Source organism: Sphingomonas glacialis, from assembly GCF_014653575.1.
GTDB lineage: Bacteria > Pseudomonadota > Alphaproteobacteria > Sphingomonadales > Sphingomonadaceae > Sphingomonas > Sphingomonas glacialis.
On record NZ_BNAQ01000004.1, the window covers coordinates 331880 to 353612 of the forward strand.

Below are 21733 nucleotides of genomic sequence, written 5' to 3' on the forward strand. Positions count from 1 at the left end.
TCAGTTCCTCCGTGCTGGATCGTAGGGGGTGGGCTCGGCGAGCGGCATGCTCGCGCGCCATTCGGGGTGATCGACGGCGATGATCCGCTCGACCGTGCCGAGGCGCTCCTCGAGCCGGCGGGCGAGCGAGTAGAGCTCGTCGAGCAGCTTCTCGTCTTCATTGGTGATCTTGGGCGCCTGCCGCCACTTGGTGATGTAGTGCAGGATCACCCAGGGCATCCCGATGAAGAGCGTGCCGCAGACGGCGATGGGGACGAGGACGTCCTCCATCTCAGCCGTCCTTTCCGACGCGGGCCTTCATCGCGGCGAGTTCGGCCTCGACCTTCTCGGCCGATTTGAGCTCGGCGATTTCCTCGTCGAGCGTCTTGGGCGGGGCACCGAAGCCGGCAACCTCGGCGCGGCCCTCGGCCATGTCGACGCGGCGCTCCATGATTTCGAAGCGGCTGAAGGCGTCCTGTATCTTGGGCCCGGCGTAGAGGTCGCGCAGCTTGAAGCGGTTCTGCGCGCTCTCGAGCCGCGTCGCGATCGAGTTCTGGCGGGTGCGTGCCTCGCGCAGCTTGCCGGTGAGCTTGGCGATGTCCTCTTCCGAGCTGCGCAGCGCCTCGTCGAGGACGCTGATCTCGCCGCTCAGCTGGCCGGCCATGTCGGCGGCTTTCTGCTTCTCGACGAGCGCAGCCTTGGCGAGGTCCTCGCGGCCCTTCGACAGCGCGAGCTCGGCCTTTTCGGTCCAGCTCTCCTGCAAGCTGCCGAGCTTGCTGATGTGGCGGCGCATTTCCTTCTGGTCGGCGATGGTGCGCGCGGCAGAGGCGCGGACTTCGACCAGCGTTTCCTCCATCTCGAGGATGATCATGCGGATCATCTTGGCGGGGTCTTCGGCCTTGTCGAGCAGGTCGGTGAAGTTGGCGGCGATGATGTCGCGGGTTCGGCTGAAGATGCCCATGATGTTACTCCTTCGAGGGTACGCAGATACTGGCGAGAAAACTCAGGCGATCGTGTGGATCGCGGCAGGGGCGGCAGTGGCCGGGCCGACGGTGCCGACGATGGCGACCGACCCGATCAGGACGGTGGCGACGAGGGAGACGAAGATCTGGGCGACCGAGTTGCCCGACTTATATTCGCTGTTCATTTCGTGTCTCCTTGGCGGAAGTGCGGAGCCCCGTGGGGCGATGCCAACAGCTTTGCAGGGAGCGTGCCAGTTTTCGAAATGGCGGATTTGCGTGGGTTTGGGTGTGGTAGTTGAAAAACACACTTGCCAAGGCTTGGGATTTTACGCCAAGCGTTGGGAATGGAGCGAACGACCCAGGTAATCGGACAATCGGGCGCGTTTCTCGACGCGCTCGAACTCGCCAGCCGCGCGGCGGCGCTCGACCGGCCGGTACTCGTCATCGGCGAGCGCGGGACGGGCAAGGAACTCGTCGCCGAGCGCCTGCATCGCCTGAGCCCGCGCTGGGACCAGCCGCTCGTCATCATGAATTGCGCGGCGCTGCCCGAAACGCTGATCGAGGCCGAGCTGTTCGGGCACGAGGCGGGCGCCTTCACCGGCGCGACCAAGGCGCGGGCAGGGCGCTTCGAGGAGGCGCATCGCGGCACGCTATTCCTCGACGAGCTCGGCACGCTGTCGATGGCGGCGCAGGACCGGCTGTTGCGCGCGGTCGAATATGGCGAGGTGACGCGGATCGGTTCGTCGCGGCCGATGCGCGTCGACGTCCGCATCGTGGCGGCGACCAACGAGCATTTGCCCGACAAGGTCGCGCGGCACCAGTTTCGTGCCGATCTGCTCGACCGGCTGAGCTTCGAGGTGGTGACGTTGCCGCCGATGCGCGCGCGCGTGGACGACATTCTGGTGCTGGCCGAGCATTTCGGCCGGCGCATGGCGTCCGAACTCGGGCGCGACCATTGGCCGGGCTTCACCAAACCGGCCGAAGCGGCGCTCGTCGCGTACCAATGGCCGGGCAATGTGCGCGAGCTGCGCAACGTCGTCGAGCGTGCGGTCTATCGCTGGGATCTGGACGGGCCGATCGACGCGATCCAGTTCGACCCGTTTCACTCGCCGCACCGGCCGGCGACAATGGTGTCGCTTGTCGAGCCCAGCGCAGTCGCACCAGCGGCACCGCCCGTCGCAGCGCCGCCGTCCGCGGCAGCCGCGGAACCGATGGATTACAAGGCGCGGCTCGCGCGGTTCGAGTGCGAGATGCTGCAGACGGCGATGGCCGAGAACCGCTTCAACCAGCGCGCGACCGCCGAGGCGCTGGGCCTCAGTTACGACCAGTTGCGCCACGCGCTGAAGCGCCACGGGCTGATTTCGGGCGCGGCGACAGAATCGGTTGCGTAACGAGCGAGCGGGACCCATTTGCCGGGCCTGACGTTTGCGTATCGAGCTTTACAGGAGAAGACCCATGGCTTTCGAACTTCCCCCGCTGCCTTATGCCTATGACGCGCTGGAGCCGACGATCTCGAAAGAGACGATGACCTTCCATCATGACAAGCATCATGCGGCCTATACCAACAAGCTCAACGAAGGCGTCGCCGCCGACCCGAAGCTCGAGGGCAAGACGATCGAGGAAATCCTCGGCATGATCTCGACGCTGCCGCCGCTCGTGCGCAACAATGGCGGCGGTTTCTGGAACCACGATTTCTTCTGGAAGATCATGGGCCCGGCCGGCTCGACCCAGCCGTCTGGCGCGCTCGCCGAGGCGATCGACGCCTATGGCGGCCTCGACAAGCTCAAGGACGATTTCAACACCAAGGGTGCCGGCCAGTTCGGTTCGGGCTGGGCGTGGGTGATCAAGGACGAGAGCGGCGCACTCAAGGTCGTCTCGACGCCGAATCAGGACAACCCGCTGATGGACGACGCCAAGGACAAGGGCACGCCGATCCTCGCCAACGACGTGTGGGAGCATGCCTATTACCTCACCTACATGAACGACCGTCCGGGCTATCTGAAGGCGTGGTGGGACGTGGTGAACTGGGACGAAGCCGGCAAGCGTTTCGACGCGGCCTGAGCCACAGCGGCGGTTCAAACGATTACAGTTGCACGCGGTGCAGGTGGTAGCGCGTACATTGCAGTTGCTAAGGATCCTGCTGCAGTGCACAAAGAGTGTGCCTTTCAGGCATCCTCTCCTAAAACTTTCACGGCCGGTCGAAAGACCGGTTTTTTTTTGTTTGCGCGGCTGGTATAGCTAAAGCGCTGTCGTAGCGCCGGATCAGAACACAAACGACGGATGAGGGGCCGCCGGTCAAAACCGGCAACGGCGACACGATCGTGCGGGGGATCGAGCGAACGCGCTCTCCCCCGCGATTTGCAGGTATGGTCTAACTCTCCACGTCACCCCGGGCTTGTCCCGGGGTCTACCGTGTCGCACGCACTTCGGGCGCAGAACGGGCATCCCGGTGGACCCCGGGACAAGCCCGGGGTGACGCTCAGGTGGCTTAATCTGCGCGAATCACTCCACTGGCGGGACGGGCGGATCATCTTGCGTGTTGAAGCCGTGCTTCATCAGCATCGGGACATTGGCGAAGGCGAAGATCAAGGTCAGCGGGATCACGCCCCACAGCTTGAAGCCAAGCCAGAAGGCGTAGCTGAATTCGTGGCGGACGATTTCATTGATCACCGCGAGGAAGGCGAAGAACAGCGCCCAGTTGATCGTCAGCTTGCGCCAGCCGGTCTCGTTCAAGCCGGGATAGGCAGCTTCGAGGAACAGGCTGAGCAGCGGCCGTCCGGTCAGCAGCCCGAAGACCAGAATCGCCGAGAGCATCGCGTAGATGACCGTCGGCTTGATCTGGATGAATTCCTTATTGTGGAAATAGAGCGTCAGCCCGCCGAACACGAGCACCAGCGTGCCCGTCAGCCACAACATGGGCGAGATCCGGCCCGAGCGGACGAGCGAATAGATCATCGCCGCGATGCTCGCGATCATGAACGCGGTCGTCCCCGCGATCAGTTTGACCATGTCGATCCCGGGCGTCAGGAAATTGACGAGGAAGAAGATCGCGATCGGGCCGATGTCGATCGCCAGGCGCTGCCCGGCGCCGAGCGGCTTCTTGGGGGAGGTAGGGGTCATTTGCGGACCCCTTCCACGCCGGCGATGATCCGCGCAACCTCGTTCGCGTCGAACGGGCGCAGATCGCCCATGCCCTCGCCGACGCCGATCGCGTGGATCGGCAGGCCGTATTGCTCGGCCGCCGCGACGAGCACGCCGCCGCGTGCGGTGCCGTCGAGCTTGGTCATCACGAGCCCGGTGACGCCGGCATCCTTCTTGAACACCTCGATCTGGCTGAGCGCGTTCTGGCCGGTGGTCGCGTCGAGCACGAGCAGCACGTCGTGCGGGCTGTCGACGTTGAGCCGGCCGAGCACGCGGCGGATCTTCGAGAGTTCGTCCATCAGCTCGCGCTTGTTCTGGAGGCGCCCGGCGGTGTCGACGATCAGCACGTCGATGCCGGTGGCGGTCGCCTGCTTGACCGCCTCATAGACGATTCCCGCCGCGTCGCCGCCTTCTTTCCCCGAGATGATCGGCACGCCGGCGCGCTCGGCCCAGGTGGCGAGCTGGCCGATCGCGGCGGCGCGGAAGGTGTCGCCGGCGGCGAGCATCACGCCATAATCCTGTTCCTTGAGCAGATGCGCGAGCTTGGCGATCGTCGTCGTCTTGCCCGAGCCGTTGACGCCGATCACCAGGATAACGTGCGGGCGCGGGAAGCCGGTGATTTCGAGCGGCTTGGCGACCGTATCGAGCACCTTCTCGATCTCCTCGGCGACGACGAGGCGGATGCCGAGATCCTCCATGTCGCGCTCGAACACGCCGGTCGACAGGCGGTGGCGGATGCGCGCGGCGGTCTGCGGGCCGAGGTCGGATGCGATCAGCGCTTCCTCGATCTCGTCGAGCGTCGCGCGGTCGAGCGGGCCCGTGCCGAGCCCGGCGAGATTGCCGAGCAGACGGTCGGAGGTGCGCTTGAACCCGCCGAGGAGTTTGTCGTGCCAAGTGGGGGTCATGCGATGATCTCTTGCAACTGCAACGGATTTTCCTTCCCCGGCGAAGGTCGGGGCCCAGGAGAAATGGCGGATGTTGGTGCGGGCTGGACTTCCCCACGGCCGTTCCACGACTGGGCCTCGGCCTGCGCCGGGGAAGCGGGGAGGGGAATGGCGCGAAGCGTGCTGCCGTTGGTGTCGATGATGCGAACGGTCTGCACCACCCCGACTGCCCGCGTGTCGAAGCGCACCTCGGCGAAACCGGGCGTATGGCCGCGATCGCCCGGTCGCTCGACCAGCACGTCCTGCGTCGTGCCGATCAGCCCGCGCAGCCACACCGCCTTGCGCCGCGCGCCAGCTTCGCGCAGCAGCGCCGCGCGCGCCTTGCGGACGGGCACGGGCACCGCCGGCATCCGCGCGGCAGGCGTGCCGTCGCGCTCCGAATAGGGGAAGATGTGCGCGTGGACGACGTCGCAATCGTCGATCAGCGCGAGCGTGTCGGCGAACATCGCGTCGTCCTCGGTCGGGAAGCCGGCGATCAGGTCGGCGCCGATCGTGATGTCGGCGCGCGCCGCCTTGAGGCGTTCGACCAGCGCGACGCTTTGGGCACGCGAATGGCGGCGCTTCATCCGCTTGAGGATCAGATCGTTGCCCGCCTGGAGCGAGAGGTGGACGTGCGGCATCAGGCGCGGCTCCTGCGTCAGCAGCGCGAACAGGCGATCGTCGATCTCGATCCCGTCGAGCGACGATAGCCGCAGCCGTTCGAGCGCGGGAACGTGGCGGAGGATCCGCTCGACCAGCTGCCCGAGGCTCGGCGCGCCGGGCAGATCGGGCCCGTAGCTGGTGAGGTCGACGCCGGTCAGCACGATCTCGCGGTGGCCGGCATCGACCAGCGCTGCGATCCGGTCGATCACCGCGCCGGCCGGGACCGAGCGGCTGTTGCCGCGGCCGTAGGGGATCACGCAGAAGGTGCAGCGATGGTCGCAGCCGTTCTGTACTTCGACGAAGGCGCGGGCGTGCGCGGCGAAAGCGGGGGCCAGGTGCGGGGCGGTTTCGCGGACGCGGAGGATATCGCCGACGATCACCGGATCGGGGGCTGCCCACGCTTGCGCCGTCAGTTTCTCGGCGTTGCCGAGCACGCGGTCGACCTCGGGCATCGCAGCGAAGCTCGCCGGGTCGATCTGCGCGGCGCAGCCCGTCACGACCAGTTGCGCCGATGGCCGCTCGGCACGCGCGCGGCGGATCGCCTTGCGCGTCTCGGCGACCGCGCCGTTGGTGACGGCGCAGCTGTTGACGACGACCAGATCCCGCCCGCCAACAAGCGCGCGGATCGCTTCGCTTTCGGCGATGTTGAGGCGACAGCCGAGGGAGATGATCTGCGGTTCGGGCATTGCGTCGCGATCTAGGGGGCGTGGGGCGGTAAGTCCATGGATCGCGCGTCGCGGCGGCGGAAGGGAGGGCGCGGGAGTGGGTCGGCCTAAGGCTGGCGTCGACCTCTCCACCGGCCGACCCACCCCCAGCCCCTCCTTTTCAGGGAGGGGGGTGAGAGGTCAGCCCGCGCGGCGTTCGTCGGGCTCGCCCGCTTCGCTCGCCGCGTTCTGCAACAAGCGCCGCTCGGCGAGCAGTCGCCGCGTGTTGGCGATGCTCGTCGGGCGTCCGTAGAGATAGCCCTGGCCCTTCCCGCAACCGAGCCCGCGCAGCCGCTCCTCGACCGCGATATCCTCGATCCCTTCTGCGGTGATCGGCAAATTGAGGCTGTCACCGAGCCGCGTGATCGCGGTGACGATCGCGGCGCTTTCGGTGTTCTCGGTCATCGACATGATGAAGCTCTTGTCGATCTTGATCCGGTCGAACGGCAGCGCGCGCAAATGTGCGAGCGACGAATAGCCCGTCCCGAAATCATCGAGCGCGAGCCGGATCCCCTGGTTCTTGAGGCTGCCGACGATCGATTGCGCGAGCGGGAGATTGTCGAACAACGCGGTCTCGGTGATCTCGATCTCGAGCCGACTGGCGGGGAAGCCCGTCTCGGTCAGCACCTTGATGATCTTCTGCGCGAGCCACGCATCGCGCAGTTGGCTCGGCGAGATGTTGACCGACAGCGACAGCGCCGCGTCCCAATCCTTCGCGGCGAGGAACGCCTGGCGCATCAGCGACAGCGAGAGATCGGCGATCATCCCGGTTTCCTCGGCGATCGGGATGAAGGTGTCGGGTACGATCAGCCCGCGCGTCGCATGTTCCCAGCGCGCCAGCACTTCGAACCCGCTCAGCCGGCCCGTCGTGAGATCGATCTGCTGCTCGAAATAGGGGACGATCTCCTGGCGCGGGATCGCGTTGCGCAAGCCCACTTCGAGCTCGTTGCGGGCCTGCAGCTCGCGCTCCATCGACAGGTCGAACCAGGCGAAGCGGTTGCGGCCCGAATTCTTGGCGGCGTACATCGCGATGTCGGCCGAGCGCATCAGCGCGTCGATGCTCGCGCAATCGAAGTCCGAGCGCGAAATGCCGACCGAGACCGAAATGTGCAGCTGCAACCCCTCGATCCGGAACGGCTGGGCGAGTTGGCTGACGAGCTTTTCGGCGATCCGCTCGACGGTCGCCGGGTGGGCCGCATCGAACAGGAAGGCGCACGCGAATTCGTCGCCGCCGAAGCGCGCGGTGAGCGCGACGCTCGGCATCGCCTCGGCGATCTGCAGCGCGACCTGCTGGAGCAGCGCGTCGCCGGTCGCGTGGCCGTGCATGTCGTTGACCATCTTGAAATGGTCGAGATCGAGCATCAGCAGCGCCATCGCCTTGTTGCGCGCCTGCGCACGCACGAACATCGCGGCGCCTTCCTCGGCCAGGCTGCGGCGGTTGAGGAAGCCCGTGAGCGGATCCTTGGCGGCGAGCATCTGCGCGCGCTCCTCCGCGGCGGTGCGGATCGTCACTTCATGCGCGAGCTCGCGGTGGCGGCGCCAGCCGAACAGGATCAGCGCGACGTTGAGCAGCAGCGCGATCACCAGCGTCTGGTCGGGCCCTTCGCCGCCGTAGAAATAGCGCCGGACGGTGGTCGACAGTACCGAGCTGCCGGTCCCGACGAACAGCAGGATCGAGGCGACCGTGATCGCGCCGTTGAGGATCTCGCGGCGTTTGGGCGGGGCAGAGCTGCCCGCGTCGCTCGGTTCGCCACGTATCTCGACCGTCATAGAAAGCTGTCCACCCCACACTGAACCTGTCTCTTGTCACGACAGCCGTGTAGATCGCGTTAAGCCCGACGGTTGCGCGACGCATCGAAACGGCGTAGGGCGCGCCGATCGTTCCTGCACTGGAGCGTGAGGGCTGCCCCATGGGGCTACGCCGGCCGACGAGGTTTCGTCCGCCGGCGTTCTTTGCGTTACGGTGCGGACGCGATGTTTTGGAAGGGTTTTTTCGGATGTTCGAGAGCCTGAGCGACCGTCTTGGCGGTGTGTTCGATCGGTTGCGGGGGCGCGGTGCGCTCACCGAGGCAGATGTGCGCGGCGCGATGCGCGAAGTGCGAGTCGCGCTGCTCGAGGCCGACGTCGCGCTGCCGGTGGCACGCGATTTCGTCGACAAGGTTACCGAAGCTGCGGTCGGCCAGAACGTGCTGCGTTCGGTCACGCCGGGGCAGCAAGTCGTCAAGATCGTCAGCGATGCGCTGACCGAGATGCTCGGCGCCGAGGCGGCCGAGCTCGAACTCGGCGTGACGCCGCCGGCGATCATCATGATGGTCGGCCTGCAGGGCTCGGGTAAGACGACCAGCACTGCGAAGATCGCGCTGCGGCTCGCCAAGCGGCAGGGCAAGAAGGTCTTGATGGCGTCGCTCGACGTCAATCGCCCGAACGCGCAGGAACAGCTCGCGGTGCTCGGCACGCAGGCCGAAGTCGCGACGCTGCCGATCGTGGCGGGCCAGCAGCCGGTCGATATCGCGCGGCGCGCTGTGCAGGCGGCGAAGTTGCAGGGCTATGACGTCCTGATGCTCGACACCGCGGGTCGTCTCCACGTCGACCAGGCGCTGATGGACGAGATGCGCGCCGTCGCCGACGTCGCCAAGCCGAACGAGATCCTGCTCGTCGTCGACTCGCTGACCGGCCAGGACGCCGTCAACGTCGCGCAGAACTTCTCCGAGCAGGTGCCGCTGACCGGCATCGTGCTGACCCGGATGGACGGCGATGCGCGCGGCGGTGCGGCATTGTCGATGCGCGCCGTCACCGGCAAGCCGATCAAGTTCGCCGGCATGGGCGAAAAGCTCGACGCGCTCGAGGCGTTCGATCCCAAGCGCGTTGCCGGCCGCATCCTCGGCATGGGTGACGTGGTCGGTCTCGTCGAGCGCGCGGCCGAAGCGATCCAGGTCGAAGACGCCGAGAAGATGGCCGCCAAAATGGCCAAGGGGCAGTTCGATCTCGACGATCTGCGCGCGCAGCTCAAGCAGATGCAGCGGATGGGCGGCATCGGCGCGCTGGCGGGCATGATCCCGGGCATGGGCAAGGCCAAGGGCATGGTCGATCAGGTCGGCGGCGAGAAGGTGCTCGTTCGGATGGACGCGATCATCACCTCGATGACCGCGAAGGAGCGGCGCAAGCCCGAGCTGCTCAACGCCAAGCGCAAGATCCGCGTCGCCAAGGGCTCGGGGACGACCGTGCAGGACGTCAACAAGCTCCTGAAGATGCACCAGGAAATGGCCAACGCCATGAAGAAGATCAAGAAGATGGGCGGCCTTGCCGGCATGGCCAAGATGTTCGGCGGTGGCGGCGGCATGGGTGGCCTCGGCGGTGCGCTCGGCGGAATGGGCGGGATCGACCCGGCCAAGATGCTGAGCGGCGGCGGGGGTGGTCTTCCCGGCCTCGGCGGCGGCCAGACCAAGCTTCCCCCCGGCTTCGAGAATTTGCTCAAGAAGAAATAAGTTCAACCCGATCAACAGATTAAAGCAAGAAGGTACTCTATCATGGCAGTCAGCATTCGTCTTTCGCGCGGCGGTTCCAAGAAGCGCCCGTATTACCGCATCGTCGTCGCCGATGCGCGCGCACCGCGCGATGGCCAGTTCATCGAGAAGATCGGCACCTACAACCCGCTGCTCGCCAAGGATGACGAGAAGCGCATCGTGCTCGACGCCGATCGCGCAACCTACTGGCTCGGCGTCGGCGCGCAGCCGACCGACCGCGTCGCCCGCTTCCTCGACGTGAAGGGTGTGCGCGAGCGCGCTGCCCGCAACAACCCGAACAAGGGCAAGCCCGGCGAGAAGGCCGTCGAGCGCGTCGAAGAGCGCCAGAAGAAGCTCGACGATGCCGAGGCCGCCAAGGTCGCAGCAGCCGCCGCCGAGGAAGAAGCCAAGGTTGCAGCCGCTGCCGCTGCGGAAGAGGCCAAGGCCACTGCCGCTGCCGAGGCTGCTGAAGCCGCTGCCGCTGCCAGCCAGGCCGAGACCGAAGCTGTCGTCGCTTCGGAAGTAGAAGCCGCTACCGAAACCCCGACCCCGGAAGCCGAAGCCGTTGCTGAGGCGACCTCGGAAGAAACCCCGGCGAACGGCTGATGCAACAGGACAACCCCGTCACGCTCGCCGTCATCATCGGCGCGCACGGCGTGACGGGGGAGGTCCGTCTCAAGGTCTTCACCGAGGATCTTGCCGCGTATACCGACTTCAACGGCGGCACGCTGTCGTTGAAGTCGGTGCGCCACGGCAGCAACGGCATGATCGCGCGGATCGCCGAAGTGACCGACCGCAATAAGGCCGAGGCCTTGCGCGGGACCGAGTTGACCGTACCGCGCTCGGCGCTGCCGCCGCTCGAGGACGGCGAATATTATCACACCGATTTGCTGGGCTTGCCTGCGGTTTCGACCACGGGCGAGGCGCTCGGCCACGTCGTCGCGATCGACGATTTCGGTGCGGGCGACGTGATCGAAATCGAACGGCCGTCCGAGGACGGCAAGCCGGGCAAGCGCTTCATGATCCCGATGAACGCCGACGCGGTGCCCGAATGGGATGCCGAAAAGCTCGTCGTCGAAGTCGGCTTTATCGTCTGAGCGGCTTCCGCTCGTCGAGCAAATTGCGGATCGTCGTCGCGGCGACGCCGGCTTCGCCCATCGCGTGGCTGATCTGGTCGAGCCCTTTCACGACATCGCCTGCCGCGAACAGGCCGGGGATCGAGGTGCGCTGGTGGTCGTCGACCTCTAGACAGCCCTCGTCGGTTGCGTTGGCGCCCGCCGCGACCGCCAGGTGCGAGCGGATCGTCGAGCCGAGCGCGGGATAGATGCTGTCGAAGCTGAGCGCGCCGTCGGGCGTGGTGACGACGATCTGATCGCCTTGGACCTCGATCGGCGTGCAAGGCCCGTCGCGGTGGACGATGCCCGCTTCATCAAGCTTGGCGCGGCAGCTGTCGTCGAGCTCGTGCGCGCCGCCGGGGGCGATCAGCGTGACGTCGCGGGTATAGCCGCGCAGGAACAGCGCCTCCTTCATGCCGTGCGTGCCCGTGCCGACGATGCCGACGCGCTTGTCGGTGACCTCATAGCCATCGCAGATCGGGCAATAGCGGATCAGGCCGCGTTCGAGCGCTGCGTCGTGCACGGCGTCGTCCATCGTCGGGCGGAGGTTGACCACACCGGTTGCCAGCAGCACCGAACGCGTAGGGAAGCTGCGGCCTTCGATCTCGACGGTGAAATCGTCGCCGCGGCGGACGATCGCGGTGACCTCGGCCTCTTCGCGCAGTGCGCCGAATTCGGCCGCTTGTTCGCGCATCAAGCGGAGCAGTTCGGTGCCCTTGATCCCGCCGGGATAGCCGGCATGGTTGTGCGTCCGCGGGATCAGCGCCGCGCGGCTGCTGCCGCAATCGAAGAGCCTGATCTTCAGATGAAAACGCGCGAGGTAGATCGCGGCGGTAAGGCCGGCGGGACCGGCGCCGATGATGATGCAATCGTCCATGGCTGCGATACGCGCGAGCGAGCAGGGCGTTCCTTGACGGGTTTGCGGAATGTATATACGCCTTGTATATACGGAGTTTGAGATGGGCGACGAATACACTGCTAAAACCTTCAAGTCCGGCAACTCGGTCGCGCTGCGATTGCCGAAGGCGTTGGGCGTGAAGGAGGGCATGGAGATGAAAGTGCGTGAGGATCGCGGCAGCTTCATCGTCGAGCCGGTCAACATCCCCAAGCGTAAGTTCAATATCGATAAGGTGTGGGGTATCGGCCAACATCTCGACCTGAAGCCCATCGCGAGCGAAGATCGCGTTTTTGAGCATCGCACCTTGCTGTCGGACGATCCTGATTGGCTTGCGCCGGTCGAACCTGGAGCGTGAAGTATCTTCTCGACAGCAATATCATCATCGCAGCGATTTCGGCATCGAGTTCTCGGTTGCGGGAGCGGATGGCGATGTGCGACGAGGATGATATGGTTACGTCGGCGATTGCCTATGCCGAGGTCGCGCATGGCGCGATGAATGGCAAGCCGCCGCCGCTCGACATTATCGACGCGTTTCTGGAGAGCATCCCGGTACTGCCGTTCGATCAGGCATCGGCTCGGATTTATGCAGCGCTTCCCTTCGTTCGGGCAAGCTACGACAGGCTGATCGCGGCGCACGCTCTTGCTTGCAAGCTGACCATTGTCACCGGGAATGTCCGTGACTTTAAGGGTATTCCCGATCTTTGTGTCGAGGATTGGACGCTGGCATGACCTTCGCCGCGACTATCCTCACGCTCTACCCCGAGATGTTCCCCGGACCGCTTGGCCTGTCGCTCGCAGGCCGCGCGCTCGGTGAGGGCAAATGGAGCCTCGACGCGCGCAACATCCGCGATTTCGCGACCGACAAGCACAGCACGGTCGATGGCACGCCGGCGGGCGGCGGGGCGGGGATGGTGCTGCGCCCCGATATCCTCGCCGCAGCGATCGACAGCGTCTCCGCCGGACGCCCGCTGCTCGCGATGACGCCGCGCGGCGCGCCGCTCACGCAGGCGCGCGTGCGCAGACTCGCCGAAGGTCCCGGCGTCACCATCCTCTGCGGGCGCTTCGAGGGCTTCGACGAACGCATCTTCGCCGCGCGCGAGATCGAGGAAGTGTCGATCGGCGACTATATATTGTCGGGCGGCGAGATGGGCGCGATGGTCCTGCTCGATGCTTGCATTCGGCTGCTCCCCGGCGTAATGGGCGCGGCTCACAGTGGCGTGGACGAGAGCTTCGAAACGGGGCTGCTCGAATACCCGCAGTACACCCGACCTTATGAATGGGAAGGGCGCACGATCCCCGAAGTGTTGCGATCGGGGGATCATGCGAGGATTTCGGCATGGCGCAAGCACATGGCCGAGACCGAAACACGGCTAAGGCGGCCGGATCTCTGGGAGCGCCATGAGGGTGCTCGGGTCCAGTCGCCCTCTGGCGCGCGACGAACGAAGAAGGACGCATGAGATGAATCTCATCCAGACGATCGAAGCCGAGAACATCGCCAAGTTTCTCGAGAACAAGAAGATCCCCGAATTCCGCCCCGGCGATACGCTGAAGGTCGGCGTGAAGGTGGTCGAAGGCGAGCGCACCCGCGTCCAGAACTACGAAGGCGTGTGCATCGCGCGTTCGAACAAGGGCATGGGTTCGAACTTCACCGTACGGAAGATTTCGTTCGGTGAAGGCGTCGAGCGCGTTTTCCCGCTGTATTCGCCGAACATCGACAGCATCGAAGTCGTCCGCAAGGGCGCGGTGCGTCGTGCGAAGCTGTATTACTTGCGTGGCCGCACCGGCAAGTCGGCGCGTATCGCCGAGCGTCGCGACACGCGTCCGGCCAAGACGGTCGCTGCCGCCGAGTAATCGGATCGCAAGCGCCGCAAGGCATAGGAAAGGGCGCGGGGATTTCGATCCCCGCGCCCTTTTTGTTTGGGCTTAGGCCTCGGCGCGGACCAGCGGCGCGTGCCGGTCGACCAGGATCGCGCTTGCCTGGTTCAGGCCGATCAGCTCGACGATCGTCCCGTGGCGCCGCATCTTGGTGACCAGATCCTCGAGCGTGCCGACCGCGGTCACGTCCCACAGATGCGCATGCGTCAGGTCGATGCGGACGGTCCGCGCCGTATCGCGCAGGTCGAACTGATCGGCGAAGATCTCGGCGCTGGCGAAGAAGACCTGCCCTGACACGGTGTAGATGCGCGTATCGGTCGCGGGATCGAACGTCGTGTCGACGCGCAGCAGCTTGGTCACCTTGAAGGCGAAGAATACGCCGCTGAGCAGAACGCCTACGCCGACGCCGGCGGAAAGATCGTGCGTCACGACGGTAACCACAACAGTCGCGAGCATGACGACGCCCGAGACCTTGGGATGCCGCGCCAGATCGGCGAGCGAGCTCCACGAGAAGGTGCTGATCGACACCATGATCATGATCGCGACGAGCGCCGCGACGGGCACCTGCGCGACCCAGGGGCGGAGCGGCACCATGATGACGAGCAGGAACAGGCCCGCCGCGAGCGTCGACAGCCGCCCGCGGCCGCCATAGCGGACATTGCCGACGGTCTGGCCGATCATGCCGCAGCCCGCGATCCCGCCGAACAGCCCGGCCGCGACATTTGCGAGCCCGAGCCCGCCGCACTCGCGCGCCTTGGAGCTGGCGGTGTCGGTGAGATCGTCGACGACGCTCGCGGTCATCATCGATTCGAGCAGGCCGACCGCGGCCATCGCGAAGGCGTAGGGCGCGACGATCCGCAGCGTCGCCCAGTCGAGCGGGACGTTCGGCAAGGCGAACGCGGGCAAGGATGTGGGGAGCCGACCGAGATCGGCGACGGTGTGGATCGGCATCGGGAAGGCGATGCTGATCGCGGTCAGCACGACGATGCAGATCAGCGGGGAGGGGATCGCGGTCGTGATGCGGGGCACGAGGTAGATGATCGCCAGGCCACCCGCGATCATCGCATAGGTGTGCCAGGTGACGCCGAGCATCTGCGGCACCTGCGCCGAGAAGATCAGGATCGCGAGCGCGTTGACGAAGCCCGTCCGCACCGAGCGCGAGACGAAGCGCAGCAGCACATCGAGCTTGAGCAGCCCGAACGCGATCTGGAGCAGGCCGGCGAGCACCGTCGCGTAGAGCAGGAATTGCAGGCCGTGGCCGTGCACCAGCGCCGCCGCGACGAGAGCGACCGATCCGGCGGCGCCCGAGATCATCGCTGGGCGCCCGCCGACAAAGGCGAGGACGATGCCGATCACGAACGAGGCGAACAGGCCGACTTCGGGGTCGATCCCGGCGACGAACGAAAAGGCGATGACTTCGGGGATCAAGGCAAAGGTGCCGACCAGACCGGCGAGGAGGTCGCGCCGGGCGCCACCGATGCCGCTGAACCATTCGGCGCGATACCGGGAAAGGGGAGTGCTATTCATAAAAAAGTGTCCGCAGAAATCGCAGCTGCGCCGTCTGTCGAGAGCGGCGTCGAAAAAAGAATGCGATGTGCGTTGTCCGGCGGATCGGCGGCCGGAATAGCCACCCGGATTTGCACCGGGTCCTTGCGAGTGCGCTCTAGGTACTGCGGTTTGTGCTGCGGCGCAACACGGTGGGCCGCTAAAGGACGCGGAGGCCCAATTCTCCCAGCAACTGCCCGGCTTGCTCGCGCGAGATCGTCGCGCCGCGGAACTGGCGCGCATCGACCAAAGCGATCCCGCCGAGATCACAGCCGCGCAGGTCGGCGCCGTCGAAGCGGCATCCCGCGACCCCTGCGTCGCGCAGGCTGCACGCCTCGAACACCGCCGCGCGGAAGTCGCTCTTGCGCAGATCGGCCTGGCCGAAGTCGATCTTGCGCAGCGTCTGCTTGCGGAAGGAGAAATTGGGCAGCTTGGCGTTGATCAGCAGCACTTCGTCGAGGCGCAGGTCGAACGCCTTGGCGTCGGACAGGTCGGCGCCGGTGAGCTTGCAGCGCTCGAAGCTGGCGGCGGTCAGCTTGGCACCACGCAGGCTCACGTTGTTGAGATCGCTCGCCTCGAAGCGCGCCTCGGCGAGATCGGCGCGGGTGAACTGCGCGAAGGCGGCGCGGCACGAGATCCACGCCGTCGCCTCGAGCCGCGCGCCCGATAGATCGGCGCGGCGCAGGCTGCACCGCTCGAAGCGCCAGTGCGACAGATCGAGCCCCGACAGGTCGGCGTCGTCGAGGTCGCAGTCGAGGAGATACTGCGGGCCGTTCGCGATGAGGCGTTCGAGGTCGGCGCGTTGCAGCGGTTCTTCGCGCGACACGGTGGGGAGTGGGGCGGTCATCGCTCCTCCTAGCCCGATGCGCCGCGCAGCGCGACCTAGCGAAACGCGATCAGCTTGACGGTGTCGGGCAGCGGCGGGGTGGGGGCGTCGGGATGGTCGAGGCGCGCGGCGATTGCCTCGATGATCGCCGTCACCACCGCGCCGTCGGGATGGTGGTCGGCACCGCGGATCACTGCGCTGAAGCCGTCGCGCTTGGCGAGGAACGCGGCCTTGTGGAGTTCTTGCCCCATCGCGGCGGGGACGGTGTCGTCGGCGAGGCCGTGGATCAGGAAATACGGCTCGTCGAGCCTGGGCACCGCAGCGAGATTGTCGTAGCGATCGGCGATGAAGCTGCGCGCGATCTTGGGTGCCATCGCGCGCAGGCCGGTGAAGGTGCCGATCGTCACCAGCGCGTCGAGCTTTTGCCGCATGGCGAGGCCGAACGCGACACCGCCGCCGAGGCTGTGGCCGACGACGATCACGCGGTCGCTGCCGGCAAGGCGCTTGGCCTCGGCGTAGAACGCGTCGGCATCGCGCCCGAGGCCGGCTTCGTCGGCTCGGCCGGGATTGCCCGAATAGCCGCGATATTCGGCGGCGACCACGCCATAGCCCGCGGCGATCAATGGTGCGAACCAGTCGAGCGAGCTCATCGCGCTCGACGCATTGCCGTGGAAGACAAGCAGCGTCGGCCTGCCCGGCCGCGGTGCGATTTCGGCGCCGGTGATGGCGAGGCCGTCGCTCGTCGTCAGCGTTACCCGCTGCGCGCCCGCTGGGAGCGGCGCCGCGGCGATCGGGGCGGTCGGCGCGGGGTAGATCCGGTCATGGATCAACTGGCTCGACACGGGGCTTGCCGCCGCGACGAGGAGCGCGGCGCCGAGCGCGACCAGACGAATTCTTCTCTGTTGCATCGGATACCCTCGCGGCGCGGCTTTCCTTCCGAAAGCGGGATCGTGTAATGCTTGCATAACACACGTCATCGCGCTATACTTTGCGCGATTTGAGGCCATGGGGGGAAACATGTCCGACGTCGCGATCACCACTGCCGCCGAACCCGATGGCGCGCCGCGCATCGCGGTGCTCGATATCCTGCGGGGCGTCGCGATCCTCGGCATCCTGTTCATGAACATCAACGACATGGGGCAGTCGCTCTATGCCTCGTTCGACGACATCCGCCATCTCGGCTGGTCGGCGAGCGATCAGGTGGCGTGGTGGCTGCGCGAGGTGTTCGCCAACGGCACCGCGCGCTGCATGCTCGAGATGCTGTTCGGCGCGGGGATGGTGATCCTGACCGACCGTGTCGCCGAACGGGCAGGCGAAAGGGTCGTGCTGCGACGCTACTATGTCCGCAACCTGATCTTGTTCGCCTTCGGACTCGTCCATGTCTTCATCCTGCTCTGGCCTGGCGACATCCTGCACACCTATGGACTGGCGGCGTTGGTGGCGTTCCTGTTCCGGCGGTTGCGGCCGCGGCTGCTAATCATGATCGGGCTGACGCTCGCGCTGTTCCAGCTCGTCGGCGGCGGCTATTTCGGCTATTATCAGACGCTGCAGACGCGTGCGCAGGTCGCTGCGATCGAGGCCAAGGTCGCGGCCGGTGCCAAGCCGACCGCCGACGAGCGCAAGCTGCTCAAGAACAAGGCCGAGAAGACCAAGAAGCGCGCCGAGACCAAGGCCAAATCGCGCAGCGACATTGCGGCGGAGGACGCCGCGCGGACCGGCACCTTCGCGACCTGGGCAGCGGCGCAATGGCACAGCTTTCTCGACATAGAATCGCAATTTCTCGAAGTGCTGTTCGTCTGGGAGGCGGCGAGCGTGATGCTGCTCGGCGCGGCGCTCTACAAGCTCGGCATCCTGCAGGGGCGGCGGTCGCGGCGCTTTTATGTCTGGATGGCAGTCATCGCCTATGGTGTCGGGATCCCGCTTCGCATGATCGGCGCGCACGAGCAGATGCAGTTCGGCAACGGCCCCTACACCTTCTGGGCGAGCTACGAGATTGCGCGTCAGGCAATGACGCTCGGGCATGTCGCGCTGATCAACCTGCTCGTCTCGACCGTGTTCGGCGCGCGGCTGTTGCGGCCCTTCGTTGCGGCGGGGCGGACCGCGCTGTCGATCTACATCGCACAAACGCTGATCTGCCTGTGGGTGCTGTATCCGCCGTTCGTGCTCGGCCTGTACGGCAAGATGAGTTGGGGGCCGCTGATGGTAACCGCGCTGGTGATCGACGCGGTGCTGCTGGTCGGCGCGAACCTGTGGGTGCGGCAGTACGACATCGCGCCGGTCGAATGGGCGTGGCGGTCGCTGGTCGAGCAGCGCGTGCTGCCATGGCGCAAGCGTCCGCGCGCGCCGCAGGCCGAGGGCGCGCCGGCACTCGCGTAACGTCCCTTTACCTGGCGCGCGGGGCCCGCGATAAGCGCGCTCCACCGCCCGTCTGGGGCGCGACAGGGACTGGAGATGCGGGATGCGGGCGAGTTGGGCTTTTGCGGGCGTGATGCTCGCCTGTGCGGCGGTGCCGGCCATGGCTGCTGATCCCGTCGCCACCCCGCTGACGCTGAAAGCGGTGTTCGGCAGCCCCGATCTCTCGGGCGTCCAGCCACGCGGCGTCAAGCTCTCGCCCGATGGCACGCTGCTCACCTCGCTGCGCCCGCGCGCCGAGGAGAAGGAGCGCTTCGACCTGTGGGCGCGCGACACGCGCACCGGCGTCGAGCGGATGCTGGTCGATTCGAAGAAGGTCGGCTCGGGGGCCGAGCTGTCCGAAGCCGAGAAGATGCAGCGCGAGCGCGCGCGCATCGCGGGCTCGAAGGGGATCGTGACCTATGATTGGGCGCCCGATGGCAAGACGATATTGGTGCCGATCGACGGCGACCTGTATCTCGCCGGGCTCGACGGCACCACGCGGCGGCTGACCAACGCGCCGGGCGACGGCGCGCTCAACCCGGTGATCAGCCCGAAGGGGGGCTTCGTCAGCTTCGTGCGGGGGCAGAACCTCTTCGTCCAGCCGCTCGGCGGCGGCGATGCGCGCGCGGTCAGCAGCGATGGCGGTGGCATGGTGCATTGGGGCGAGGCGGAGTTCGTCGCTCAGGAAGAAATGGACCGGCGCACGGGCTATTGGTGGTCGCCTGCCGACAGCCACATCGCGGTCGAGCGTTTCGACGAGGCGCCCGTCGGGATCGTCACGCGCGCCGCGATCGGGGCGAACGGGACCAAGGTCTATGACCAGCGCTATCCCGCCGCGGGCACGCCCAACGTCGCGGTCGCGCTGTACGTGATGAAGGCGGACGGGTCGGGGAAGGTAAAGGTCGATCTCGGCACTAACCCCGACATCTATCTCGCACGCGTCGACTGGACGCCCGATGGCAGCGCGCTGCTCGTCCAGCGCGAGAGCCGCGACCAGAAGACGCTCGACATGCTCAAGGTCGATCCTGCGACGGGCAAGGCCACGGTGCTGTTCACCGAGAAATCGGGCACACGCAGCTGGCTCAATTTGTCCGACGCCTATCGTCCTATGAAGGACGGGAGCTTGATCTGGCGTTCGGAGCGGACCGGCTTCGGCCATCTCTACCGCTTCAACAAGGGCCAGTGGACCGCGCTGACCAAGGGCGACTGGGTCGTCCAGGCGCTGCTCGGCGTCGACGAGGCCAAGGGCCGGCTGTTCTTCACGGGCAACAAGGACGGCGTGCTCGAGCAGCATCTCTATTCGGTCGACATCGCGCGCCCGAACGTAATCACGCGCCTCACCGAAGCCGGCTGGTGGAACAACGGCACGATGGACGACGCCGCGACGCGGATTATCGTCTCGCGCTCGAGCGCGGCCCAGCCGACGCAGGTCTATCTCGCCGACGTCGACGGCAAGCGGCTGTCGTGGATCAACGAGAATGCGATCAAGCCAGGGCATCCATACTACCCGTATCTCGCCAGCCACCAGCAGACCAAGTTCGGCACGATCAAGGCCGACGACGGTACCGAGCTCTATTACGAGATGATCACCCCGCCGCTCGAGCCGGGGAAGAAATATCCGGTCTTCTTCCAGCATTATGGCGGCCCCGGCACCGGGCAGCAGGTCACGCGCGGCTGGGGCGGCGCGTTGCCGCAGTACCTGGTGCAGCACGGCTATATCTATTTCCAGATCGACAATCGCGGCTCGTACAATCGCGGCAAGGCGTTCGAGGATCACATCTACCGCGCGATGGGGACGGTCGAGGTCGCCGACCAGCTTGCGGGCGCGAAGTTCATCAAGAGCCAGCCGTTCGTCGATCCGGCCAAGGTTGCGATCTATGGCTGGTCGTATGGCGGCTACATGACGCTCAAGATGCTCGAGGCGAACCAGGGCGTCTATGCCGCCGGCGTGTCGGGCGCGCCGGTGACGCAATGGGAGCAGTACGACACCCACTATACCGAGCGCTACATGGGCTCGCCGGTGGCGGACAAGCAGGCCTATCTTGCGTCGGACGCGCTCGGCAAGGCGCCCGACATCAAGGATCCGCTGCTGCTGATCCACGGCATGGCCGACGACAACGTCGTCTTCACCAACTCGACGGCGTTTGCGGCACGGATGCAGGCGACCGCGACGCCGTTCGAGATGATGTTCTACCCGGGCTATACCCACCGTGTGGGTGGGCCGGGGATCAGCGAGCATCTGTGGGGGACGATCCTGACGTTCCTCGATCGCAACGTGAAGGACAAGAAGTAAGAATAACGGCGCTGATACTTCCCCGGCGAAGGCCGGGGCCCAGGAGCGACACGAGAGCATGCGAGCGGCTGCGCTCCGTTACCTCTACCTTCGCTCCTGGGCCCCGGCCTTCGCCGGGGAGGCGGTAGCGAGACAATCGGGCTAGGGCGGCCATCATCATGCGGTTCCTCACCACCTTCCACCTCTGGCCGTTCCTCGACACCGTCGTCAGCTACGTCGCGGCCTTCATCCTCGGCACGCTGATCGGCGCAGAGCGCCAGTATCGCCAGCGGACCGCGGGCCTGCGCACCAACGCGCTCGTCGCGCTTGGCTCGGCGGCGTTTGTCGATCTCGGGCAGCGCTTGGGTGGCGACGTCGAGTCGATCCGGATCATCGCCTATGTCGTCTCCGGGATCGGTTTCCTCGGCGCGGGCGTGATCATGAAGGAGGGGATGAACGTCCGCGGGCTCAACACCGCCGCAACCCTCTGGTGCTCGGCCGCAGTCGGCGCGATCGCGGGGAGCGACATGATCGCCGAGGCGGTGCTGCTGACCGGCTTCGTCATCCTCGCCAACACGATGCTGCGCCCGCTGGTCGACGCCATCAACCGCATCCCGCTCGAGGGGCGCAGCGTCGAGGCGACGTATAGCGTGACGATCACCACCGATGCCGAGGACGCCGGCCCGATGGGCGACTTGCTGACCGAGCATCTCGAGACCGCGCAGCTCCCGGTCGCCGAACTCGACATCATCTCGCGTGGCGAGGACCGAGTGGAGATTGTGGCAAAGCTCGTCAGTACCAATATAGCGGTCAGCGAGCTCGATGCGCTGACCGATCATCTCGCGACGGTGCATGGAATAACCCATGCGACCTGGCAGGCGCGCACGCACGATTAGCAAAGCGATTGGACGCGCCGGCGTAATGTCGCTACGG

22 protein-coding genes, 1 pseudogene and 1 other annotated feature are annotated in these 21733 nt (G+C 66.2%); of the genes and pseudogenes, 12 read left to right on the top strand and 11 right to left on the bottom strand.

Annotated features, from left to right (window positions below):
- From pspB to IE187_RS15015, 3 genes are read right to left on the bottom strand one after another with little or no spacing between them, the layout of a single operon-like run.
- Window positions 1–270, bottom strand: a complete 270-nt coding sequence (gene pspB / locus IE187_RS15005) for an envelope stress response membrane protein PspB (protein WP_133187447.1) — start codon at window positions 268–270, stop codon at window positions 1–3.
- Between the two features lies 1 nt (window position 271).
- The gene (gene pspA, locus IE187_RS15010; protein ID WP_189676898.1) at window positions 272–940 is read right to left on the bottom strand and encodes a phage shock protein PspA; all 669 of its coding nucleotides are present in this window, start codon (window positions 938–940) and stop codon (window positions 272–274) included.
- A gap of 42 nt (window positions 941–982) precedes the next feature.
- Window positions 983–1126 (bottom strand): hypothetical protein, encoded by a 144-nt coding sequence (locus tag IE187_RS15015; protein ID WP_189676899.1) that lies wholly within the window; start codon window positions 1124–1126, stop codon window positions 983–985.
- A 159-nt stretch (window positions 1127–1285) separates the two neighbouring features.
- On the opposite strand from IE187_RS15015, the gene pspF reads away from it, so the two are divergent.
- Together pspF and IE187_RS15025 are read left to right on the top strand one after the other, a co-directional pair.
- The gene (gene pspF, locus IE187_RS15020; protein WP_189676900.1) at window positions 1286–2332 is read left to right on the top strand and encodes a phage shock protein operon transcriptional activator; all 1047 of its coding nucleotides are present in this window, start codon (window positions 1286–1288) and stop codon (window positions 2330–2332) included.
- A gap of 64 nt (window positions 2333–2396) precedes the next feature.
- A complete protein-coding gene (locus IE187_RS15025; RefSeq protein WP_189676901.1) occupies window positions 2397–3002 on the top strand; it encodes a superoxide dismutase in 606 nt (201 codons plus the stop codon).
- 441 nt (window positions 3003–3443) lie between these two features.
- Here IE187_RS15025 and IE187_RS15030 read toward each other — a convergent pair whose 3' ends face one another.
- The 4 genes from IE187_RS15030 to IE187_RS15045 all read right to left on the bottom strand — a co-directional run bounded on the left by IE187_RS15030 (window position 3444) and on the right by IE187_RS15045 (window position 8142).
- Window positions 3444–4061 (bottom strand): inner membrane-spanning protein YciB, encoded by a 618-nt coding sequence (locus tag IE187_RS15030; RefSeq protein ID WP_189676902.1) that lies wholly within the window; start codon window positions 4059–4061, stop codon window positions 3444–3446.
- Window positions 4058–4987 carry a signal recognition particle-docking protein FtsY gene (ftsY, locus tag IE187_RS15035; protein ID WP_133187457.1) on the bottom strand — a complete coding sequence of 310 codons (930 nt, stop codon included), beginning with the start codon at window positions 4985–4987 and terminating at the stop codon, window positions 4058–4060. Before ftsY ends, IE187_RS15030 begins: the two co-directional genes overlap by 4 nt.
- Window positions 4984–6354, bottom strand: coding sequence for a tRNA (N(6)-L-threonylcarbamoyladenosine(37)-C(2))-methylthiotransferase MtaB (mtaB, locus tag IE187_RS15040; protein ID WP_189676903.1), 1371 nt, complete (start codon window positions 6352–6354; stop codon window positions 4984–4986). Before mtaB ends, ftsY begins: the two co-directional genes overlap by 4 nt.
- 159 nt (window positions 6355–6513) lie before the next feature.
- Complete coding sequence (locus IE187_RS15045; RefSeq protein WP_189676904.1) at window positions 6514–8142, bottom strand: putative bifunctional diguanylate cyclase/phosphodiesterase; 1629 nt, start codon at window positions 8140–8142, stop codon at window positions 6514–6516.
- 227 nt (window positions 8143–8369) lie between these two features.
- On the opposite strand from IE187_RS15045, the gene ffh reads away from it, so the two are divergent.
- The 3 genes and pseudogenes from ffh to rimM all read left to right on the top strand — a co-directional run bounded on the left by ffh (window position 8370) and on the right by rimM (window position 10972).
- Window positions 8370–9857, top strand: a complete 1488-nt coding sequence (ffh, locus tag IE187_RS15050) for a signal recognition particle protein (RefSeq protein WP_189676905.1) — start codon at window positions 8370–8372, stop codon at window positions 9855–9857.
- 42 nt (window positions 9858–9899) lie between these two features.
- A pseudogene (rpsP, locus tag IE187_RS15055) lies at window positions 9900–10340 on the top strand (30S ribosomal protein S16); the annotation flags it as partial.
- A gap of 140 nt (window positions 10341–10480) precedes the next feature.
- Window positions 10481–10972 (top strand): ribosome maturation factor RimM, encoded by a 492-nt coding sequence (gene rimM / locus IE187_RS15060; RefSeq protein WP_189676907.1) that lies wholly within the window; start codon window positions 10481–10483, stop codon window positions 10970–10972.
- On the opposite strand, the gene IE187_RS15065 is transcribed toward rimM, so the two are convergent.
- Window positions 10962–11867, bottom strand: coding sequence for an NAD(P)/FAD-dependent oxidoreductase (locus IE187_RS15065; RefSeq protein WP_189676908.1), 906 nt, complete (start codon window positions 11865–11867; stop codon window positions 10962–10964). The two genes, rimM and IE187_RS15065, sit on opposite strands and share 11 nt — an antisense overlap.
- 82 nt (window positions 11868–11949) lie before the next feature.
- On the opposite strand from IE187_RS15065, the gene IE187_RS15070 reads away from it, so the two are divergent.
- From IE187_RS15070 to rplS, 4 genes are read left to right on the top strand one after another with little or no spacing between them, the layout of a single operon-like run.
- Window positions 11950–12243, top strand: coding sequence for an AbrB/MazE/SpoVT family DNA-binding domain-containing protein (locus IE187_RS15070; RefSeq protein ID WP_189676909.1), 294 nt, complete (start codon window positions 11950–11952; stop codon window positions 12241–12243).
- Entirely contained in the window at window positions 12240–12617 is a 378-nt protein-coding gene (locus IE187_RS15075; protein ID WP_133187473.1) for a type II toxin-antitoxin system VapC family toxin, read from the top strand. The genes IE187_RS15070 and IE187_RS15075 overlap by 4 nt, the downstream gene beginning before the upstream one ends.
- Window positions 12614–13345, top strand: coding sequence for a tRNA (guanosine(37)-N1)-methyltransferase TrmD (gene trmD, locus IE187_RS15080; RefSeq protein ID WP_189676910.1), 732 nt, complete (start codon window positions 12614–12616; stop codon window positions 13343–13345). Before IE187_RS15075 ends, trmD begins: the two co-directional genes overlap by 4 nt.
- Window position 13346: 1 nt before the next feature.
- A complete protein-coding gene (rplS, locus tag IE187_RS15085; protein WP_010186138.1) occupies window positions 13347–13739 on the top strand; it encodes a 50S ribosomal protein L19 in 393 nt (130 codons plus the stop codon).
- Window positions 13740–13811: 72 nt separating this feature from the next.
- Here the strand turns inward: rplS and IE187_RS15090 are convergent, their stop codons facing one another.
- From IE187_RS15090 to IE187_RS15100, 3 genes are all read right to left on the bottom strand, one after another.
- Window positions 13812–15290: a SulP family inorganic anion transporter gene (locus IE187_RS15090; protein ID WP_189676911.1), complete on the bottom strand. Its 1479-nt coding sequence runs from the start codon at window positions 15288–15290 to the stop codon at window positions 13812–13814.
- 70 nt (window positions 15291–15360) lie between these two features.
- Window positions 15361–15416, bottom strand: a sequence feature (sul1 is cis-regulatory element that is thought to sense ions involved in sulfur or methionine metabolism; They are found in Alphaproteobacteria).
- Window positions 15417–15468: 52 nt separating this feature from the next.
- Window positions 15469–16155 carry a pentapeptide repeat-containing protein gene (locus tag IE187_RS15095; RefSeq protein ID WP_189676912.1) on the bottom strand — a complete coding sequence of 229 codons (687 nt, stop codon included), beginning with the start codon at window positions 16153–16155 and terminating at the stop codon, window positions 15469–15471.
- Between the two features lie 35 nt (window positions 16156–16190).
- The gene (locus tag IE187_RS15100) at window positions 16191–17042 is read right to left on the bottom strand and encodes an alpha/beta hydrolase (RefSeq protein ID WP_189676913.1); all 852 of its coding nucleotides are present in this window, start codon (window positions 17040–17042) and stop codon (window positions 16191–16193) included.
- A gap of 109 nt (window positions 17043–17151) precedes the next feature.
- On the opposite strand from IE187_RS15100, the gene IE187_RS15105 reads away from it, so the two are divergent.
- The 3 genes from IE187_RS15105 (at window position 17152) to IE187_RS15115 (ending at window position 21696) form a co-directional block, all read left to right on the top strand.
- Entirely contained in the window at window positions 17152–18510 is a 1359-nt protein-coding gene (locus tag IE187_RS15105) for a DUF418 domain-containing protein (protein ID WP_189676914.1), read from the top strand.
- An 82-nt stretch (window positions 18511–18592) separates the two neighbouring features.
- Window positions 18593–20821, top strand: a complete 2229-nt coding sequence (locus tag IE187_RS15110; RefSeq protein ID WP_189676915.1) for a S9 family peptidase — start codon at window positions 18593–18595, stop codon at window positions 20819–20821.
- A gap of 158 nt (window positions 20822–20979) precedes the next feature.
- Window positions 20980–21696: an MgtC/SapB family protein gene (locus tag IE187_RS15115; protein ID WP_189676916.1), complete on the top strand. Its 717-nt coding sequence runs from the start codon at window positions 20980–20982 to the stop codon at window positions 21694–21696.
- Window positions 21697–21733: the final 37 nt, after the last annotated feature.

Bases quoted from the DNA above. Each gene is read 5' to 3' on its own strand.
- IE187_RS15015 (WP_189676899.1), bottom strand. From the start codon at position 1,126: ATGAACAGCGAATATAAGTCGGGCAACTCGGTCGCCCAGATCTTCGTC.
- pspF (WP_189676900.1), top strand. From the start codon at position 1,286: ATGGAGCGAACGACCCAGGTAATCGGACAATCGGGCGCGTTTCTCGAC.
- IE187_RS15030 (WP_189676902.1), bottom strand. From the start codon at position 4,061: ATGACCCCTACCTCCCCCAAGAAGCCGCTCGGCGCCGGGCAGCGCCTG.
- rimM (WP_189676907.1), top strand. From the start codon at position 10,481: ATGCAACAGGACAACCCCGTCACGCTCGCCGTCATCATCGGCGCGCAC.
- trmD (WP_189676910.1), top strand. From the start codon at position 12,614: ATGACCTTCGCCGCGACTATCCTCACGCTCTACCCCGAGATGTTCCCC.
- rplS (WP_010186138.1), top strand. From the start codon at position 13,347: ATGAATCTCATCCAGACGATCGAAGCCGAGAACATCGCCAAGTTTCTC.
- IE187_RS15115 (WP_189676916.1), top strand. From the start codon at position 20,980: ATGCGGTTCCTCACCACCTTCCACCTCTGGCCGTTCCTCGACACCGTC.
- pspA (WP_189676898.1), bottom strand. From the start codon at position 940: ATGGGCATCTTCAGCCGAACCCGCGACATCATCGCCGCCAACTTCACC.
- IE187_RS15110 (WP_189676915.1), top strand. From the start codon at position 18,593: ATGCGGGCGAGTTGGGCTTTTGCGGGCGTGATGCTCGCCTGTGCGGCG.
- IE187_RS15100 (WP_189676913.1), bottom strand. From the start codon at position 17,042: ATGCAACAGAGAAGAATTCGTCTGGTCGCGCTCGGCGCCGCGCTCCTC.
- IE187_RS15095 (WP_189676912.1), bottom strand. From the start codon at position 16,155: ATGACCGCCCCACTCCCCACCGTGTCGCGCGAAGAACCGCTGCAACGC.
- IE187_RS15070 (WP_189676909.1), top strand. From the start codon at position 11,950: ATGGGCGACGAATACACTGCTAAAACCTTCAAGTCCGGCAACTCGGTC.
- IE187_RS15105 (WP_189676914.1), top strand. From the start codon at position 17,152: ATGTCCGACGTCGCGATCACCACTGCCGCCGAACCCGATGGCGCGCCG.
- IE187_RS15045 (WP_189676904.1), bottom strand. From the start codon at position 8,142: ATGACGGTCGAGATACGTGGCGAACCGAGCGACGCGGGCAGCTCTGCC.
- IE187_RS15065 (WP_189676908.1), bottom strand. From the start codon at position 11,867: ATGGACGATTGCATCATCATCGGCGCCGGTCCCGCCGGCCTTACCGCC.
- ffh (WP_189676905.1), top strand. From the start codon at position 8,370: ATGTTCGAGAGCCTGAGCGACCGTCTTGGCGGTGTGTTCGATCGGTTG.
- mtaB (WP_189676903.1), bottom strand. From the start codon at position 6,354: ATGCCCGAACCGCAGATCATCTCCCTCGGCTGTCGCCTCAACATCGCC.
- pspB (WP_133187447.1), bottom strand. From the start codon at position 270: ATGGAGGACGTCCTCGTCCCCATCGCCGTCTGCGGCACGCTCTTCATC.
- ftsY (WP_133187457.1), bottom strand. From the start codon at position 4,987: ATGACCCCCACTTGGCACGACAAACTCCTCGGCGGGTTCAAGCGCACC.
- IE187_RS15090 (WP_189676911.1), bottom strand. From the start codon at position 15,290: ATGAATAGCACTCCCCTTTCCCGGTATCGCGCCGAATGGTTCAGCGGC.
- IE187_RS15025 (WP_189676901.1), top strand. From the start codon at position 2,397: ATGGCTTTCGAACTTCCCCCGCTGCCTTATGCCTATGACGCGCTGGAG.